Here is an 18,098-nt window from a genome sequence, read left to right on the forward strand (position 1 = left end):
AGTACGAAGAGAATCAGCTCCGGGTGCCACGTAAGCCATGATGTAGGAATGTCGGCCGATTTCGTCGCAGCCATCGACCAAGGCACCACCAGCACCCGCTGCATGATCTTCGACCACGCCGGCGCCGAGGTGGGCCGCCATCAGCTCGAGCACGAGCAGATCCTGCCGCGCGCCGGGTGGGTCGAACACAATCCGGCAGAGATCTGGGAACGCACCGCAGCGGTGATCATGACCGCGCTCAACAAGACCGGACTCACGGCCGCGGACCTGGCGGGGCTCGGCATCACCAACCAGCGGGAGACCACTCTGGTGTGGAACCGCCGCACCGGCAGGCCGTATCACAACGCCATCGTGTGGCAGGACACTCGCACCGACCGAATCGCCGCGGCCCTGGATCGGGACGGGCGCGGCGAGGTGATTCGGCGCAAGGCCGGGCTGCCGCCGGCAACCTACTTCTCCGGCGGCAAGATTGCGTGGATCCTGGACAACGTCGACGGCGTGCGGGCCGATGCCGAGAAAGGCGACGCGCTCTTCGGAAACCCCGACAGCTGGGTGGTGTGGAATCTGACGGGAGGTCATCGCGGCGGCGTGCACGTCACCGACGTCACCAATGCCAGCCGCACCATGCTGATGAACCTGGAGACCCTGGACTGGGACGATGAACTGTTGTCGTTCTTCGGGATTCCGCGCCAGATGCTGCCCGAGATCCGGCCCTCGTCGTCGCCCGTGCCCTATGGCCTCACCCGCGCGGAGGGACCACTGGACGGCGAGGTGCCGTTGACGGGCATTCTCGGCGACCAGCAGGCCGCGATGGTCGGCCAGGTGTGCCTGGATGCCGGCGAGGCCAAGAACACCTATGGCACCGGCAATTTCCTGCTGCTCAACACGGGCGAGAAGATGGTCCGGTCCGCCAACGGGCTACTGACCACGGTGTGCTACCAGTTCGGTGACTCGAAACCCGTGTACGCCCTGGAAGGTTCGATCGCGGTCACCGGATCAGCCGTGCAGTGGCTGCGCGATCAGCTCGGCATCATCAGTGGCGCCGCGCAGAGCGAGTCGCTGGCCCGGCAGGTCGCCGACAACGGCGGCGTGTACTTCGTGCCCGCGTTCTCGGGGCTGTTCGCGCCGTACTGGCGTTCGGACGCCCGGGGCGCGATCGTTGGGCTGTCGCGGTTCAACACCAACGCGCATGTGGCCCGGGCGACGCTGGAGGCGATCTGCTACCAGAGCCGCGACGTGGTCGACGCGATGGAGGCCGATTCCGGTGTGCACCTTGAGGTTCTGAAGGTCGACGGCGGTATCACCGCCAACCAGCTGTGCATGCAGATTCAGGCCGATGTGCTCGGCGTGGATGTGGTCAAGCCGGTCGTCGCCGAGACCACCGCGCTCGGCGCGGCCTACGCGGCGGGGCTGGCGGTCGGGTTCTGGAGCAACGCCGACGATCTGCGGGCCAATTGGCAGGAAGGTCAGCGCTGGAGCCCGAGGTGGAGTGAAGACCAGCGATCGAGCGGCTACGCCGGTTGGCGGAAAGCAGTCCAGCGCACGCTGGATTGGGTTGAGATCGACTGAATCACCGCGGCAGCGGGCAGACCGTCAACAGACCCTTGAGCTCGTCGTAGTACTGCACGCCCAGCATGGCGTGGCGACCCTTGTCGTTGGTTCGCTCGGCATCGGCGATCTGGCCGGCCAACTCACCCAGCCGTCGGGCATGTTCGGCGGCCTTGCCCGAGGTCACCTGCTTCGCCTGTTCGTTGATCACCTTGGCCCAGTCGTTGAAGTCGCCGACCGTCGGGCCCTGGTTGGCAGTGAACGACGGGAGGATCAGACCAGAACTTGCCCGGCTGGACTGCATCAGGGGTTGGGCCTGGCGGCAGCCCTTGCCGGAAATGTAGGTGAGTGTCACCGAAGCGGCGACGACGACCACGGCCAGAGCAGCGGCGGCCACCGCGAGCCTCTGGGTGCGGGGTTCGGCATCGGGAACTCGCCTGCGCCACATCACGTGCGCGAGAATTATGGCTGCCATGGCGAGCACCGACAACAAGGCGGCCTCAAGCAGATTCCCGACGCCGGATGCCGAGTTGGTAGCCCCTAAAGTCGCCATAGCGGCGAGCAACACCAGCAGCCACTGCCAGAATCCGCGCCGACGCTCGTAGGCGTTGACGTCACGGAACTGGACGCCGATGGTGGCGCCGACAGCCGCCAGCACGGCCACGATAGCGGGAACGATGTATGCGGCGATTTCTTCGGTCATCTGCTCACGCCGTCCAGCCGATCCGAGATATCTTCGGGCAGCGCGATATCCGCTACCGCGAGGTTCTCCACCAGGTGCGTCGGTGACGATGTTCCCGGAATCAGCAGGACGTTGGGCGCGACCGACAGCGTCCATGCCAACACAATCTGCGCCGGCGTGTAGCCGAGGTCGACTGCGGCCTGCCGGACGACGTCGTTGCCGAGCACGGGACTGTTCGGATCGAACGCCGAACCGAGCGGAAAGAATGGAACGAACGCGATACCGTGCTCGACGCACAGGTCCAGGACCGGTTGGGCGCTCCGGTCGATGATGTTGTAAGCGTTCTGCACACACGCGATTGCGGTGTGGCCCAAGGCAATCCGCAGATGCTCAGAGGAGATGTTGCTGAGGCCTACGGCATCGATCAATCCTTCGTCGCGGGCCGCGATCATAGCCGTCAGTTGCCGCTCGAACAGCTCATGGTCGACGGTGGCGGGGGCACCGATCCCGTCGCCGTTGTGAACGCGTAGGTTCACTGCGGCTAGCCGGTCGGTGTCGAGAGTCCGCAGGTTGTCCTCGATGCCGCGGCGGAGTTCCCCGGGGTCTTGTGCGGGTAGCCACAGCCCCTGCTCGTCGCGGCGGGCACCGACCTTGCTGACCAGCGCGAGGTCCGACGGGTAGGGGTGTAGCGCGGCACGGATCAACTCGTTGGCGACGGCGGGTCCGTAGAACTGTGCGGTGTCGATGTGGTTGACGCCCAACTCGATTGCGCGTCGGAGCACCGACAGAGCTTGCTCGCGGTCCCGCGGCGGGCCGAACACGCCGGGCCCGGGCAATTGCATGGCACCGAACCCGACGCGCGACACCGCGAACGGACCTAAGGGGAAGGTCTGCATGCCGGTCAGCCTACGCAGACCTCCGCGGCCGGCTACTCCTCGCCGAGGATCTGGTAGATCTCGCGGCGTGCGCCGTTGACGATGTCGAGGATGCGTTGCTGCTGTTCTTCGCTCGCGGTGTGCACCGACTGGGCGACGGCGCCCATCAGCTGGCCGACAGCGGCGCGCATATTGACAGCGTTGGGGTCGGCGTCCTCGGTGATGGCGTCCCAGGGCGCGGTTTCGATCTGTTCGGCGGCCGCGCGGCCTTCGTCGGTCAGCTCGAAAGTCTTCTTGCTGCCTTCGCTTTCGGCCGGGGCGATCAGGCCCTCGTCGACCAGCAGCTGCAGGGTCGGATAGACCGAGCCCGGGCTGGGCCGCCACAAGTTGTCGCTGCGTTCGGCGATCTGCTGGGTCATCTCGTAGCCGTGCATGGGACGCTCGGTCAGCAGTTTGAGGATGGCGGCACGGACGTCACCGCGCCTGCCGCGGCCGCTGTTGCGTCCACTGCGACCGCGACCACGGGGGCCGCCGCCGAAACCGGGACCGAAACCCGGGCCGAAGCCGGGGCCGAATCCGAAACCCGGGCCGAAACCGGGACCACCGAAACCGCGGCCGAACGGGCCGTGATGGCCTGCGGACTCTTCGCGGACGTGATCGCGGAACTCGCGCCGGGCCCGGCGCCGCTCCTCGTGCTGGGTACGACGATCGTCGGGGCCGAAGCCGAAACCGAAGCCGCCTGGGCCGAACGGTGGATTGGGAGGTGTGAATGGGGTGTTCATGGGTGAGGTTCTCTCTTTCGACGGGAAGCGTTAAATGCGCCTCCGATACGATAACGATATATCGGAACATATCGTCGATGCAACGGTGAATTCAGTCGTGTTCGTCAAGTCGGGCGGTGAGCCACGTTGCCCACTCCCGCTGCATGGCGTTGAGGCGCAGCCCGAACTCCAGCGCGGCGTGCGCGTAGAAATCCGCCGCGTCATCGGTCCAGGTGACAGAAGCTTCGAGGGTCTTGAGCCGTTCCACCTCGGCGGCGCCGTGGTCGGCAAGGGCAACGAGGTGCTCGCGGGCCTGGGCGGGCGGCAGTTCACTCAGGAGGAAGACCCGCAGGAGTTCGGCGTGGCGTTCCGGAGGATCGTCGGACGGGTCGAGGATCCAGCGCATCAGTTCGGCCCGACCGGCCGTGGTGATCCGGTATTCCTTGCGGCCGCGCGGCCCGATGTCGGAGACCTCGATCAGTCCTGCTGCGGCCAGTTTGTTGAGCTCGCCGTAGAGCTGGCTCTGGGTGGCCGGCCACACGTTGGCCATCGACTGCTCGAATCGCCCGAGCAGGTCATATCCGCTGCCGGGGTGCTGGGCCAGGAGGCCGAGTGCGGCCATTCGCAAACTCATGGCGTCATCTTAGCTTCCACTATTGACATGTCAGTAATGGAATGTCACCGTGGATGGCATGACCTCAGCCCAGCCCGTCGGCGAAACCGACTTCTTCCGGCGCGGCAACTACGCGCCCGTCGCCGACGAACTCACCGAATACGACCTGCCCGTCGAAGGCGCGATCCCGCCCGAGCTGGACGGCTGGTACCTGCGCAATGGACCCAATCCGCGCCAGGCGACCGCGCACTGGTTCACCGGCGACGGGATGATCCACGGCATCCGCATCGAAAGTGGCGCTGCCAAGTGGTACCGCAACCGCTGGGTCCGTACCGATAGCTTCATCAAGGACTTTCCGCTCTACAACGCCGACGGCAGCCGCAACCTACGGGCCTCGATCGCCAACACTCACGTGGTCAACCACGCCGGCCGGACTCTCGCGCTGGTGGAAAGCTCGCTGCCGTACGAGATCACCAACGAGCTGGAGACGTTGGGCGCCTACGACTTCGGTGGCAAACTCGTGGATTCGATGACAGCGCATCCCAAGATCTGCCCTACGACGGGGGAACTTCATTTCTTCGGCTACGGCAGCATTTTTGAGCCGTACGTCACCTATCATCGGGTCGACGCCGCCGGTGAACTCACCGTCAACCGGCCGGTGGATGTCAAGTCGCACACCATGATGCACGACTTTGCGATGACCTCCGGTCACGTCATCTTCATGGACCTGCCGGTGGTGTTCGATCTCGACGTCGCGCTCAAGGGCGACGGTGACATGCCCTACCGGTGGAGCGATGACTACGGTGCCCGCTTCGGCGTCATGCGCCGTGACGATCCGAATGCCCCGATCCGTTGGTTCGACATCGACCCGTGCTATGTCTTTCATGTGGTGAATGCGCATGAGATCGGCAATTCGATTGTGCTGCACGCGGTCCGCTACCCCGAACTGTGGCGGGAAAACGGCGGATTCGACGCGGAGGGGGCGCTGTGGGAATGGCGAATCGACCTGACGACAGGCACCGTCACCGAGCGTCAGCTCGACGATGCCGGCGTGGAGTTCCCACGGATCGATGACCGCCTCGCGGGCCTGAATGCGCGCTACTCCGTGGCGGTCGGCTCCAACGGCTGGATCCGCTATGACTTGACCACGGGCGCCGCGGTGCGCCACGACCTGGGTTCCGGCGGTCCGGGTGAGGCGGTGTTCGTTCCCGGCACCGGTGCGGCCGACGAGAGCAACGGGTGGTATCTCGGCTACGTCTACGATCCGGAACGTGATGGCAGCGATCTGGTGATCCTCGATGCTTGTGCCTTCGCCGGCGAGCCGGTGGCGAAAATCGCGCTGCCGCAGCGTGTTCCCTACGGATTCCACGGCAACTGGATCAGCGGCTAAGTAACGTATCGGGCCATGATGGTGAAATGGCTCGACAAGCCCGAAGATCATGACTACGACGCGGCCGCGGATTACCTGTCGCTCGTGGCCGAGTCCGACGCCGTCGACAAGGCGGTGTCGGCGCTGAAGAAGGCGCCGCCGGTCACCCGTAAGGCCAAGGACATCTTGCGGGCGGCCGGGCTGACACTGCTGCCGGAGACCAATGCTCATGTCCGCGCTGACCTGGTCAAGATCAGTGACGGTAAGAAGCTGTCGCCGATCCTGCTGGTGCGTGGCGACGCGCGCAAAGGTACACCGCTGCAGGTGGCCGATGGTTACCACCGCGTGTGCGCGAGTTATCTGACCGACGAGAACACCGACATACCGTGCCGGTTGGTGTCGTGGCAGTCGTGATGTGCTGACATGACGGGCATCGGCTTCGGAACGCTCGCACTGATCGTGGTGATCGGGCTCACCGGCCCGGCGCTGGCATCGGTGCCGCGGATGCGGATCCCGGTGGTGATCGGTGAGCTGCTGGCCGGAATCATCTTCGGTAGAACCGGATTCGGTGTCATCGACCACACCGACCCGACCTTCTCGTTGTTGGCTAACATCGGCTTCGCGCTGGTCATGTTCGTCGTCGGCACCCACGTTCCGGTGCGAGATACCACGCTGCACAGCGCGATTCCCAAGGCGCTGCTACGGGCACTGCTGGTGGGTGCGGTGGCCGCGGTGCTCGGCGTGGTGCTGGCCCGGGTGTTCGGCACTGCTCACGCGCTGATGTATGCCGTGCTGATGGCGTCGTCGTCCGCGGCGCTTGCCCTGCCGGTGATCGACGGACTGCGGTTGCAGGGCCCACAGGTGCTTTCGGTCACGGCCCAGATCGCCATCGCGGATGCGGCGTCGATTGTCTTGCTGCCCTTGGTGATCGATATTCAGCGGGCTCCGCGGGCAGCTCTGGGGGCGCTGGCCATCGCCGGCTGCGCCGTGGTGGTGTACGTATTGCTGTGGGCCGAGAGCCGGGTCGGACTGAGGAAACGACTACACCATTACTCCGAGGATCACGAGTTCGCCCTCGAATTGCGCATCAGCTTGATTCTTTTGTTCACGCTCGCGGCTGTCGCTGTCGCGACCCACGTATCGATCATGCTGGCCGGCTTCGCGCTGGGTTTGGTGATATCGGCGATCGGTGAGCCACGCCGGTTGGCCCGGCAGCTCTTCGGCATCACCGACGGGTTCTTCGGGCCGCTGTTCTTCGTGTGGTTGGGGGCTTCATTACAGGTGCGGGAGCTCGGCCACGATCCCAAACTCATCGTGCTCGGCGCTGCGCTGGGTTTCGGTGCCGTGCTCGCTCACACTGCGGGTCGGTTGATGGGCCAGTCGTTGCCGCTGGCGGTGTTCTCGGCAGCGCAGCTGGGGGTGCCAGTGGCCGCCGCGACATTGGGCACTGAACAACATCTGCTCAGGCCGGGGGAGGGATCAGCGATGATGCTCGGGGCGCTCATCACCATCGCGACGACGTCAGTCGCCGGGGCGCTGGCCGCGCGCTCGGCGGCGGCCACGAAGCAACCACCGGAGGCGGCCTGAACTCAGGGCTTGGCAAATCCCGCTTTCGCCAGCGCCTTCTGGCCGGCCTCACCGGTGACGAGGTCGACGAAGCGATGGGCCGCGGCAGCGTTCTTGGACTGCTTGAGCACCGCGATCGGGTAGGTGTTGACAGCCTCAGCGGCCTCGGGGAACGGCACAGCGGTCACCTTGTCACCCGCCCCGGCGGCATCGGTGACGTAGACGACTCCGGCGTCGGCCTGCCCGGTGGTGACCTTATTGAGTACATCGGTCACCGAGGACTCCTCGCTGACCGGATCCAGCGTGATACCGGTGACCTTCTCGACAGTCTGCGTCGCTCCGCCGCACGGCACGGGCGGGGCGCACACCACTACGCTGACGCCGGGCTTGGTCAGATCGCGAAATGACGTGATGCCTTTGGGATTTCCAGGTGCCACCGCGATGGTCAGCGTGTTGGTCGCGAAATTGACCGGGTTACCGTCGAGTAGGCCGGCCTGGGCGGCCTTGTCCATATTGCGAGTGTCGGCCGACGCGAACACGTCAGCGGTGGCGCCCTGGGTCAACTGTGTGACCAGGTCCGAGGACCCCGCGAACGAGAACTCCACGGACGAGCCCGGGTTGTCGGTCTTGTACTGGTTGGCGATCTCGGTGAATGCGGACTTCAGCGACGCCGCGGCGAACACCGTGAGCGAGCCGGCTTCGGATGCCGAGCTGGGTTCCGAGGCGGAATTGGACTGGCAGCCGGTGGTCACGGCCAGCGCCATCACACCGGCGATGGCCAGCGCACGCACACGAGTCATGCGATTCCTTTCGGGGTTTCTACGATCACTGTGCTTTGACCACTGCGACAGCCGCGCCGCCGACCCCGAGCAGCTCGGCGGCCTCGCGGATCCGGATGTGCTGGGGCACGGCGTCAGCGTAACTACCACTGCCAGGACCAAACAACCGCATCTGCGGTCTTGACCATGGAGTTAAGGAAACCGAAGCAGCGGTTCAGACGGTATTTGGACGAGATCGGGCAACGGCTGCCTGTACGACTGTTAATAAAGTCCTGTGGAGTCGTCGGCCGCCGGTCGGCTCCGATCGAACCCCAATCAGTGAAATCCGCCACTCTCTGACGGTTCATCGGTGATACTGGCCCCGAGGCACTTCCGCCGCACTGGAGCGTCGGCAGTCGGTGGAAATTTGCCTTGCTGAATTCTCTTGCCCAAACGTTTCAGCTGGTGTTTACTAGCGGTATACGTTGATTCCTACCACGAGACAAGGTGCATAAATATGTCCCCTGACCTCGAACTTGCTACCCTGGCTGAAAAGTCAGGAACGAAGTTCATCCTCGCAATGTTTGTCGACTTGCGAGGTAAGCCCTGTGCCAAGCTTGTACCGGTCGAACATATCGACGAACTCGCCAAGGAAGGCGTGGGCTTCGCCGGCTACGCCGCCGGGGCCATGGGGCAGGAGCCTAAAGACCCCGACCTGATCGCAATTCCCGATCCGGTGTCGTTCACCCCGATTCCTTTTGTTAAGGAAGGGTTGGCGCTGGTCCATTGTGATATGTACGTCGAAGGCAAGCTGTGGCCGTACGCGCCTCGCAACATCCTCAAGGCGATGATCCAGCGCGCCGCCGACGCAGGCTTCGAGCCGTGGATGGGCGCCGAGGTCGAGTACTACTTGCTCAAGCGCAACGAGGATGGCTCCCTCACCACCGCGGACGCCCAGGACGTGGCGGCCAACCCATGTTATGACGTCCGCGGCCTGACCCGGATGTACGAGCACCTCTCGGGGATCTCCACGGCGATGAACCAGCTCGGCTGGGCCAACTACGCCAACGACCACGAGGACGGCAACGGTCAGTTCGAGCAGAACTTCCAATACGACCAGGCACTGGTCACCGCTGACCGGGTGGTGACGCTCCGCTACCTGTTGGCGATGAGTGCCGAAGAGCGCGGCATGATCGCCACGTTCATGCCGAAGCCGTTCTCCGACCGCACCGGCAGCGGGTTGCACCTGCACATCTCTCTGACCAGCGGTGGGACACCCGTGTTCCCCACTGACTCCGACGATCGAGGCCTTGGCCTGTCGGACACGGCGTACCACTTCATCGGCGGCATCCTCGAGCACGCGAGTGCGCTGCAGGCCATCATCGCGCCGACCGTCAACTCCTACAAGCGGACCCGCGCGGTCGCGGTGAGTTCCGGCGCGTCCTGGGCGCCGAACAGCCCGACGTTCGGCGGCAACGACCGCACGCACTACGTCCGCATTCCCGACAACCAGCGCATCGAGCTGCGTGGCGGCAGCGGGTGCGCGAATCCGTACCTGGCGGCGGCGGCGGCACTCGGTGCCGGCCTCGATGGAATCGCCAACAAGGTCGATCCCGGCGAGATGGGCGCGCAGGCGACCTCGCGGCCCGCGCTGCCGGTGACTCTGCTCCACGCCGTGGAGACGTTAGAGGCCGATCCGGTGATGATGAATGTGCTGGATGCGGCCGGCGAGGGAGTATCCAACTACTTCGCCGACATCAAGCGCGACGAATTCTTCACCTACCACAGCCAGATAGGTCCCTGGGAAATCGGCGAATACCTGACGGCTTTCTAAGAACTAAGAAGGGAGATCAACAAATGTGCGGAATCGTGGGGCTGCATCTGCGCAACCCCGAACTGTATCCGAGGCTGGGCGAACTGCTCACCGGGATGTTGTGTGAAATGTCCGACCGCGGAATGGATTCAGCGGGTGTTGCCGTCTACGGCGACCCCAACTGGACGCCGCCCGGACAGGGTGTCGTGTCGCTGCTTGAGGTTGACGCCCCGGCTGACGAGGTTGCGGCCGCCGTCGGCGAAAAGGCGGGTGTCGCCGTCAACGTACGCGTCCTCGACGCGACCTACCTGTTGACCGCGGCGGTCGACTCCGAAGCGCTGCTTGCCGCAGCTCGCGAGGCTCTCCCCAACGCGCTGGTCGTCGGCTTCGGCTCCGACCTCGCGGTGCTCAAGGGCGTGGGTGCTCCGCGGGTCCTCGCGGACGCATGGGGCCTGCCGAAGGCGCAGGGTTGGCAGGGTGTGGGGCATACCCGCATGGCCACCGAGTCTGCGGTCACCCCGGCCGGATGCCACCCCTACGCGGTGGGCACCGGGCAGTGCCTGGTGCACAACGGCTCGTTCTCGAACCACGCCACCGTGCGCCGGGATCTGCGCCGCGAAGGTGTGACCTTCGACAGCGAGAACGACACCGAGGTGGGCGCCCGCTTTGTGGCGCATCAGCTGGCAAAGGGTCGTGACGTCGAAACCGCATTGAAGGAGCTTTGTGCCACCTTCGATGGGTTCTACACCCTGCTGGTGTCGAACCACGACTCGTTCGCGGTCGTGCGCGATGCAATCTCGTGCAAGCCTGCCGTGATCGCCGAGACCCCCGACTTGGTCGCGGTGGCGAGTGAATACCGTGCCCTGGCACATCTGCCGGGTGTCGAGAACGCAAAGATCTGGGAACCGGAGCCCGAGGTGGTGTACGCATGGAGCCGTTGATATTCGACCTGGAAAAGACGCCACTGCGGGAGGTAAACGCCGCCCTGCATGCGCCGGATCTGTCCGGTGAGTTCATCATCGAGAACCCGTTCGGGGCGCACAGCGTCGCGGTCGGTGTCAACGCACCGGTCAAGATCACGATCAACGGGCACCTGGGCTACTACGGCGCGGGTATGAACCAGCAGGCCGAGATCACCATCAACGGCAACGCCGGCACCGGCGTGGCCGAGAACATGATGAGCGGCACCGTGTGGGTCAAGGGCAACGCCTCTCAGTCCGCGGGTGCGACCGCGCACGGGGGATTGCTCGTGATCGAGGGCAACGCCTCGGCGCGGTGCGGTATCTCGATGAAGGGCGTCGACATCGTGGTGGGCGGCAGCGTCGGCCACATGAGTGCCTTCATGGCGCAGGCCGGACGCTTGGTGATCCGCGGCGACGCCGGTGAAGCACTCGGTGACTCGATCTACGAGACGCGGATTTACCTGCGCGGCAACGCCGCATCACTGGGCGCTGACTGTATCGCCAAGGAGATGCGGGCCGAGCACCACGAGGAGCTGGCCAAGTTGCTCAAGGCCGCAGGGTTCGAGGACGACGACACTGCCTCTTACACGCGGTACGGGTCTGCCCGCAACCTCTACCACTTCCACGTCGACCACGCTGGAGCATACTGATGAGCCAAACAGACGACGACCGGGCCAGGCTTGGCCTGCGCGAGTCCGCCACCTTTGACCGGACTACGATCGCCGCCATTCAACAGGCCGCCAACACGGGTATCTACGACATCCGTGGCTGGGGCGCCAAGCGGAAGCTGCCGCACTTCGACGACCTGCTGTTCCTCGGCGCGTCGGTGTCGCGTTACCCCCTTGAGGGCTACCGCGAGAAGTGTGCCACCAACATCGTGCTTGGTGACCGGTTCGCGAAATACCCGCTGCACCTTGACATTCCGATCACCATCGCAGGCATGAGCTTCGGTGCGCTGTCCGGACGTGCCAAGGAGGCCCTGGGCCGCGGCGCCAGCGCGGTGGGCACCTCCACCACGACTGGTGACGGTGGTATGACGCCGGAGGAGCGGGGCCAGTCGAAGCACCTGGTGTACCAGTACCTCCCGTCGCGCTACGGCATGAACCCCGACGATCTGCGTAAAGCGGACGCCATCGAGGTTGTGCTCGGGCAGGGTGCCAAGCCGGGTGGCGGCGGCATGCTCCTGGGCCAGAAGATCTCCGAGCGCGTCGCCGGAATGCGTACCCTCCCGCAGGGTATCGACCAGCGGTCCGCGTCGCGGCATCCCGACTGGACTGGCCCGGACGACCTGGCCATCAAGATCGCGGAAATCCGTGAGATCACCGACTGGGAAAAGCCGATCTACGTCAAGGTGGGTGCTACCCGCACGTACTACGACGTGAAGCTGGCTGTCGCCGCCGGTGCCGATGTGGTCGTCGTCGACGGCATGCAGGGTGGTACCGCGGCAACCCAGGAAGTGTTCATCGAACACATCGGTATTCCTACGCTGGCCGCGATTCCACTGGCTGTGCGGGCCCTGCAGGAACTGGGTATGCACCGCAAGGTCCAGCTGATCGTCTCCGGCGGCATCCGCAACGGTGCCGACGTTGCCAAGGCGTTGGCGCTGGGCGCCGACGCGGTGGCCATCGGAACCGCTGCGTTGATCGCTCTTGGCGACAACGATCCTCGGTACGCCGCTGAGTACGAGAAGCTGGGCAGTGCCGCCGGTTTCTACGACGACTTCCAGGACGGAAAGGATCCGACGGGCATCAGCACGCAGGATCCGGACCTGGCCGCCCGATTCGACCCGGTCGAGGGTGGGCGTCGGTTGGCGAACTACCTGCGGGTGCTGACGATGGAACTCCAGGTCGTCGCACGCGCTTGCGGTAAGGCGCACGTGAACCACCTGGAGCCGGAGGACATGGTGTCCTTGACGGTCGAGGCGGCCGCGATGTCTCGCATCCCGCTCGCCGGAACCTCGTGGGTCCCCGGAACGCCCTACTGAGCTGAGTGAGAGTTGGTGATTCCACCGTCCGGTCTCCGGACGGTGGAATCACCGCCTTCGGTGCTCGCATAGGGTGGCGCCGCCCATGTGATTTATGAATGTGGTTGTCGGGGACCGTAATTCGTTGACAGCGCTTGCCGATGGATGTCAAAGCGGTCCCCAACAGCTCTTACGACCTACTCAACTCGCCCCTACTCGTGTCGTCGCCGAGGACGGGGCTAGCAGTGTCCGGCGGATATCGACGGCCAATAGCGGGTCGACCGCCGAATTTTGTTGAAGCCAAGCCGCTTTCACTCGACGGCTTGCCCGTAAGGTACGCCGGCAGCCCGCGGCCGCGGCCGAATCAAGCAATCTCGCCACACCACCGCGCCAAGATCAAAGGCTGAGCCGGAACATCGGGGGCACTAGCCTACGCACGTTCAAGACCGCGATGAGGGCGATATTCACGCGTGGCCGGCGTGTCGAAAATGTGATCTTGCACTCGGATCCTGGCAGCCAGTACACAGCCTTTGTCCAGGTTTTGGTAGCGCCTGCGCACGGGCCCTGCCGCTTCCCGGACGCCACCGCATCTGCTGGGACAAAGCTGGTGACGGACCGCTGTGACCAACGTTCAAACACAGATGCAGCTACCGCCATGCCTTCCTCGTCAAGACGGAACCGATTGCAGCAGTTGGTGATTGGATACGCTTCTGAAATCATCGACGTAGCATTCAGCGACCGGAAGACGTTCTGTCACCTACGAGCGCACTCTGAAAAATCACCCTGGAAGCAAGCTAACCGTTGGTCATTTTCTTTGGGGGATCCCGGGTCTCGACAGCCCGCTCAACGCTTGGCCGGTCTTCTACCTCAAGGCCCCCAATATAATTGCAGTGGTCACTTGACATTGATCGAGAAACTACAGTGGTAGAGGTGACCGACGCCCCGCTTCTGCGCAACGTCTCGGGCATCGCGAGGGAGCGCGGTCCGGAGGAGTCTGTCGAGGCGCTGGAACTCGAAACGGCCATCGCTCGCAATGTCCGGCAGCTACGCCTGCAGCAGGGTCTGACTCTTGGTGAGATGGCTACCACGGTCGGCATCTCCAAAGCGATGTTGTCCAAGATCGAGAACGCCCAAACCTCATGCAGCCTGTCGACGTTGTCGCTGCTCGCCAAGGGTCTCAATGTGCCGGTAACGTCGCTGTTCCGCGGCTCTGATGTGGAGCGCCCCGCTGCATTCGTCGAAGCCGGCACCGGTGCGAGAATCGCGCGCGACGGCACGCGGGTGGGCCACGAGTACCAGCTGCTGGGCTCCCTGCGAGGTGAGCACAAGCGGCTGGAATGCCTGCACGTCACGCTGACCGAAAAGAGCCGGACCTACCCGCTGTTTCAACATCCCGGTACTGAGTTCATCTACATGCTCGATGGCGTGATGGACTACAGCCACAGCCGCTCGGTGTACCGGTTGCACCCCGGCGACTCCCTTCTGCTCGACGGCGAAGGCACGCACGGGCCATTGGACCTGGTACAGCTGCCGATCAGGTTCCTGTCGGTGATTACCTTTCCCGACTCTCACCTCTAGCCTCTAGGCGGCGCGTCTTCGGTGGCGCTGTGCTCGGGGTGTCCTCCCGAGATTTGTAGGCCTCTTGTCGGCCTCCCGGCCAGCGGCCCCGCAGGTGGGTCATCCAGTCTTATAGAGAGCCGGTTGCGCCGAAAGCGCCGGCGCGGGCGGCTAGTGTGACCGCGCGCGACAAGGGGTTCGCGTCGCGCAGGATTCCTCGAAGGTCAGTGTCCTCGCACGCGGCGGTGTCGGTGACCATGACCCGGTGTTTGTCGCCGCGTTGCGGCCATGGGTGATGACCGTTCTTGCCACTCACGCTCGGAACATAGTCCTGGAGCCATCAAGACGGGTAATACCACGCTTGCTCCGCGAGTTCGCTGTTAGGCTTTCCCCCACTGCGAGATGCGCGAGGACTTCGAGCTCGCGGTGGACATTGAATGCTGTCCGGCCGGGCCGTGGGCAACGCACGCAGATCCATGGAAAAGCCACGCTAGCAGCGGTGATAGATAAGGAGGAGAATATGTGAGTTGTACATCGCTGGACCTCGGTGTCCGGCGATTGCAAGCCTCAGACCTTGACCGAACTTGCATGGCGCCAGGGGGACGGGTAGTGGGGGACTGGGCCGGTTGGCGCGGAGCCACTCCACAAGTCGGTTTCATCCCATTGAATACTGTTTATTTTGGCGAAACGGTAGTAACGTAGACCACATCCACTGACAGTGGATGTCGTCAACTCACAGTACAAATGCTGCGCGAAGGGAAGCGACTATGGCCTCGAACACCGTGGGTCAGGAGTCGAGGCTGCACACACGAGCACCTACTGGTGCACGAGAACGCGCGGGGGCCAACATCGGGATCGCCGCGACCGTGGTCCATGCCACGGCTTTGACTACGCCAGTCACACACCACCGCTAGAAATCCATCATCATGTCCGAACCAGAAAGCCATCATCATGTCTGAAACTGTTTCCACGGCCGACGTTGTTATCGTTGGCGGCGGACTGGAAGGCTGCTCGGCAGCCTGGTCCCTGGCTCAACGCGGCGTCACCGATGTCACCATCCTCGAACGAGACACCGTCGGCTCGGGCGGCACGGGGAAGTCCTCCGGCGTCGTGCGCTGCCACTACGGCGTCAGCTCGCTGGCAGCCATGGCGACCCGCAGCCTCGACCTCTTCGAAAATGCCGCTGACATCCTCGGTGAGGATGTCGGCTTCCATCAGACCGGTTACGTGGTTGGCGTGGGCCCGCAGAACGTCCAGGCCATCAAGGATTCGATGGCTGCGCAGCGCGCCGTCGGCGTACGCACCGAGGACATCGACAAGTCCGAGGTCGCGAAGCTGTGGCCGGTCGCAGACCTCGAGCCCTTCGCCGCGTTCGCGTGGGAGGAGCGCGGTGGATACGGCGACGCCTACCAGACCGCGCAGGGCTTCGCCGCTGCCGCTCGTCGTCAGGGTGTCCGCCTGCGTCAGAGCACCACGGTCAGCGAGATCATCGTCGAGAACGGCAAAGCCACGGGTGTGCGCCTGACCGACGGCAGCGTCGTCTCGGCCAACACAGTCGTAGTCGCCGCCGGCCCCTGGTCGGTTGCGCTGCTGGCTCAGCACGGCATCGACCTGCCGATCACGGTCCACCGCGAGCAGATCGTGCTCATCGATCCGGGCCAGGACCTCGGCCGGGTGCCGGTGTTCTCCGACCTGGTTTCGCTGCAGTACGTCCGCCCCGAAGGTTCCGACGGCCAGATCCTGTTCGGTAACTCCGCGCTCGATGTGCTTGAGCCGGCCGATCCGGACAACTACCTCAACCGCGCCGACGACGACTTCATCGACCTCACCGTCGACAAGATCGGCACCCGGTTCCCCGGCCTGGAGAACCCCTCGATCGCGTCGACCTACGCTGGTTGCTACGACGTGACGCCAGACTTCAACCCCGCGATCTCGAAGACCGACGTCGACGGACTGATCGTCGCCGCGGGCTTCTCGGGCCACGGCTTCAAGATTGCTCCGGCAGTCGGCAAGCTGATCGCCGACCTCGTCGTCGACGGCGTGAGCTCCGACGCCGACATCCCGGCCGAGGACTTCCGTCTGTCCCGTTTCGCCGAAGGCAAGCTGCTGAAGAGCCCGTTCCCGTACATCGGCGCAGGACAGATGCGCTAATTACGCATCATCGCCCTAGGGCGCTCAGGACGGCTCACACGAACACGTGAGTCAGACAGTGCGCAGCGGCGTCGGCGATGGAGACATCGCCGACGCCGCTTTCGTTTGTGCCAGGACGGATCATCGCCGTCGACACCGACAACAACACAAGCTGCTGGCGCGCCGCCGTCGCTCGGATGCGCGTCGGTGACCACATCCAATCGGAGAACCCGCGCGGCCGCCGCACCGAGCAACTCGGTAAACCGTTGTCGCCGAAGACGAGACGCACCTACATCCGCGATCTTCAGGACTGGGACTGGATCCCGCGCCGATTCGACCCCGCTCGAGCTTTAGAACCCCGCGCAGCATTCGAGCCCGGCAAGGACCCGACAGATTTCGCGAACCGAGCATGTAAACGGTCGAATTCTGTTGTGGTAGAAGATGATAGCGATTGGATCTGACGCAGTCGTTCTTTAGGTGCGTTTGTGCACCAGGGTTCGGATGCCGCACCGTGCGCCATCCGACACCATGTTTGCGCATCGCGATGAGCGGTTCGCGAGATGCAATGAGGCACAACCGCAGCCCTTTTCGCGTTGTCACCCCGTCACGACAGACCACCGTCGGCGCGGATGTTCTGTCCGGTCATCCAGCCGCTGTCGGGACGGGCGATCAGTGCCACCAGGTTGGCGATGTCGACGGGCTGGCCGATGCGACCCAAGGCGGTCATGGCAGCAGCACCGTCGAGGGCCTGGGGTACGGCGTTCTCCCGCAGCAAGTCGGTGTCGGTGGGACCGGCCGAAATCGTGTTGGCGGTGATTCCTCGTGAGCCGAGTTCACGCGAGCAGATCCGGGTCAGTTGCTCGACGGCCGCCTTGCTCGCCGCGTAGACAGCCGGCACGGCACTGCCTCCGCTGCATCTCGACGACGACGCGGCCCTGGCCGTGGCGATCGCGCTGCGGACCGCGGCCACCGGGGGTTGGACGGCATAACCGAGCGCGCGAACCGCGCCGCGACCAAACTCGAGCGGGTGCTCCCCGCGCGGATACGCGACCGGCTGCGCACCGTCGGGGTCGCCGCCGAAGCGGTGCCCCACGTCCGTGACGTGGTAGCACCCGACGTATTCGAAGCCGTATTGGAAGCCGGCGCTCAAGGCCCACAACTACTGGCCGCTTACCTCGCCGCCATGGACCTCGACTTCTACGTCGACCCGAACGACGCTCCCGATTTGGCCGCTGAGATCACCAAACTTGCCGCGCGGTACACCGCCACGACGCACGACCCAACCAGCCGCAGTCGACAAACGAACGTTGACGTGCATAGTCAGGGTTGATATTTAGCTATAGGAATTATGTTGCGGTGGTGATGGTTTCGACCACTGTGGCATGTGGCGGCGACGGATCGTGGACCGCTCAGGTTCGGTGTCGGGTCGATTTCGACTGGGCTGCAGCGTAATACGGGATCTGCATGTAGGTAAGGAACTTCGTGCGATCGGGACTTCCCG

The 18,098-nt window shown here is 64.4% G+C and carries 18 protein-coding genes; 12 read left to right on the forward strand and 6 right to left on the reverse strand.

Going from position 1 to position 18,098, the window contains the following annotated elements; all coding sequences use genetic code 11:
* Positions 1-48: 48 nt before the first annotated feature.
* Entirely contained in the window at positions 49-1,569 is a 1,521-nt protein-coding gene (gene glpK, locus B133_RS0119500; RefSeq protein ID WP_018603440.1) for a glycerol kinase GlpK, read from the forward strand.
* A gap of 1 nt (position 1,570) precedes the next feature.
* Here the strand turns inward: glpK and B133_RS0119505 are convergent, their stop codons facing one another.
* The 4 genes from B133_RS0119505 to B133_RS0119520 form a co-directional block, all read right to left on the reverse strand.
* Positions 1,571-2,251 (reverse strand): hypothetical protein, encoded by a 681-nt coding sequence (locus B133_RS0119505; RefSeq protein ID WP_018603442.1) that lies wholly within the window; start codon positions 2,249-2,251, stop codon positions 1,571-1,573.
* On the reverse strand, positions 2,248-3,126 hold the full coding sequence (locus tag B133_RS0119510; RefSeq protein WP_018603444.1) for an oxidoreductase: 879 nt from the start codon (positions 3,124-3,126) through the stop codon (positions 2,248-2,250). Before B133_RS0119510 ends, B133_RS0119505 begins: the two co-directional genes overlap by 4 nt.
* 32 nt (positions 3,127-3,158) lie before the next feature.
* Positions 3,159-3,887 (reverse strand): PadR family transcriptional regulator, encoded by a 729-nt coding sequence (locus tag B133_RS0119515; protein WP_018603446.1) that lies wholly within the window; start codon positions 3,885-3,887, stop codon positions 3,159-3,161.
* A gap of 91 nt (positions 3,888-3,978) precedes the next feature.
* Positions 3,979-4,500 carry a PadR family transcriptional regulator gene (locus tag B133_RS0119520; protein ID WP_018603448.1) on the reverse strand — a complete coding sequence of 174 codons (522 nt, stop codon included), beginning with the start codon at positions 4,498-4,500 and terminating at the stop codon, positions 3,979-3,981.
* 58 nt (positions 4,501-4,558) lie between these two features.
* Here B133_RS0119520 and B133_RS0119525 point away from each other — a divergent pair, with 58 nt between their 5' ends.
* Genes B133_RS0119525 through B133_RS0119535 form a run of 3 tightly spaced genes read left to right on the forward strand, consistent with a single transcriptional unit; the run spans position 4,559 to position 7,435 of the window.
* Positions 4,559-5,869, forward strand: a complete 1,311-nt coding sequence (locus tag B133_RS0119525; protein ID WP_018603449.1) for a carotenoid oxygenase family protein — start codon at positions 4,559-4,561, stop codon at positions 5,867-5,869.
* 15 nt (positions 5,870-5,884) lie between these two features.
* A complete protein-coding gene (locus B133_RS0119530; RefSeq protein ID WP_018603451.1) occupies positions 5,885-6,262 on the forward strand; it encodes a hypothetical protein in 378 nt (125 codons plus the stop codon).
* Between the two features lie 9 nt (positions 6,263-6,271).
* The gene (locus tag B133_RS0119535) at positions 6,272-7,435 is read left to right on the forward strand and encodes a cation:proton antiporter (protein ID WP_018603454.1); all 1,164 of its coding nucleotides are present in this window, start codon (positions 6,272-6,274) and stop codon (positions 7,433-7,435) included.
* Between the two features lie 2 nt (positions 7,436-7,437).
* Here B133_RS0119535 and modA read toward each other — a convergent pair whose 3' ends face one another.
* Positions 7,438-8,214, reverse strand: coding sequence for a molybdate ABC transporter substrate-binding protein (gene modA, locus B133_RS0119540; protein ID WP_018603456.1), 777 nt, complete (start codon positions 8,212-8,214; stop codon positions 7,438-7,440).
* 475 nt (positions 8,215-8,689) lie between these two features.
* Here modA and glnT point away from each other — a divergent pair, with 475 nt between their 5' ends.
* The 7 genes from glnT to B133_RS24520 all read left to right on the forward strand — a co-directional run bounded on the left by glnT (position 8,690) and on the right by B133_RS24520 (position 17,058).
* Positions 8,690-10,006: a type III glutamate--ammonia ligase gene (gene glnT / locus B133_RS0119550; RefSeq protein WP_018603461.1), complete on the forward strand. Its 1,317-nt coding sequence runs from the start codon at positions 8,690-8,692 to the stop codon at positions 10,004-10,006.
* Between the two features lie 23 nt (positions 10,007-10,029).
* Complete coding sequence (locus tag B133_RS0119555; protein ID WP_018603463.1) at positions 10,030-10,926, forward strand: glutamine amidotransferase; 897 nt, start codon at positions 10,030-10,032, stop codon at positions 10,924-10,926.
* Entirely contained in the window at positions 10,914-11,597 is a 684-nt protein-coding gene (locus tag B133_RS0119560; RefSeq protein WP_018603465.1) for a protein glxC, read from the forward strand. The genes B133_RS0119555 and B133_RS0119560 overlap by 13 nt, the downstream gene beginning before the upstream one ends.
* A complete protein-coding gene (locus B133_RS0119565) occupies positions 11,597-12,931 on the forward strand; it encodes an FMN-binding glutamate synthase family protein (RefSeq protein ID WP_018603467.1) in 1,335 nt (444 codons plus the stop codon). The genes B133_RS0119560 and B133_RS0119565 overlap by 1 nt, the downstream gene beginning before the upstream one ends.
* 909 nt (positions 12,932-13,840) lie before the next feature.
* Positions 13,841-14,488 (forward strand): XRE family transcriptional regulator, encoded by a 648-nt coding sequence (locus tag B133_RS0119570; RefSeq protein WP_018603469.1) that lies wholly within the window; start codon positions 13,841-13,843, stop codon positions 14,486-14,488.
* Positions 14,489-15,418: 930 nt separating this feature from the next.
* Positions 15,419-16,618, forward strand: a complete 1,200-nt coding sequence (locus B133_RS0119580; RefSeq protein ID WP_018603470.1) for an FAD-binding oxidoreductase — start codon at positions 15,419-15,421, stop codon at positions 16,616-16,618.
* 77 nt (positions 16,619-16,695) lie between these two features.
* Positions 16,696-17,058, forward strand: coding sequence for a hypothetical protein (locus tag B133_RS24520; protein ID WP_026256650.1), 363 nt, complete (start codon positions 16,696-16,698; stop codon positions 17,056-17,058).
* 143 nt (positions 17,059-17,201) lie between these two features.
* On the opposite strand, the gene B133_RS25400 is transcribed toward B133_RS24520, so the two are convergent.
* On the reverse strand, positions 17,202-17,690 hold the full coding sequence (locus tag B133_RS25400) for an SDR family oxidoreductase (RefSeq protein WP_369751468.1): 489 nt from the start codon (positions 17,688-17,690) through the stop codon (positions 17,202-17,204).
* Here B133_RS25400 and B133_RS24730 point away from each other — a divergent pair.
* A complete protein-coding gene (locus B133_RS24730) occupies positions 17,625-17,927 on the forward strand; it encodes a hypothetical protein (protein ID WP_198291016.1) in 303 nt (100 codons plus the stop codon). The genes B133_RS25400 and B133_RS24730 overlap by 66 nt on opposite strands.
* The last annotated feature ends 171 nt before the right edge of the window (positions 17,928-18,098 follow it).

The organism is Mycobacterium sp. 155, from assembly GCF_000373905.1.
Lineage (GTDB): Bacteria > Actinomycetota > Actinomycetes > Mycobacteriales > Mycobacteriaceae > Mycobacterium.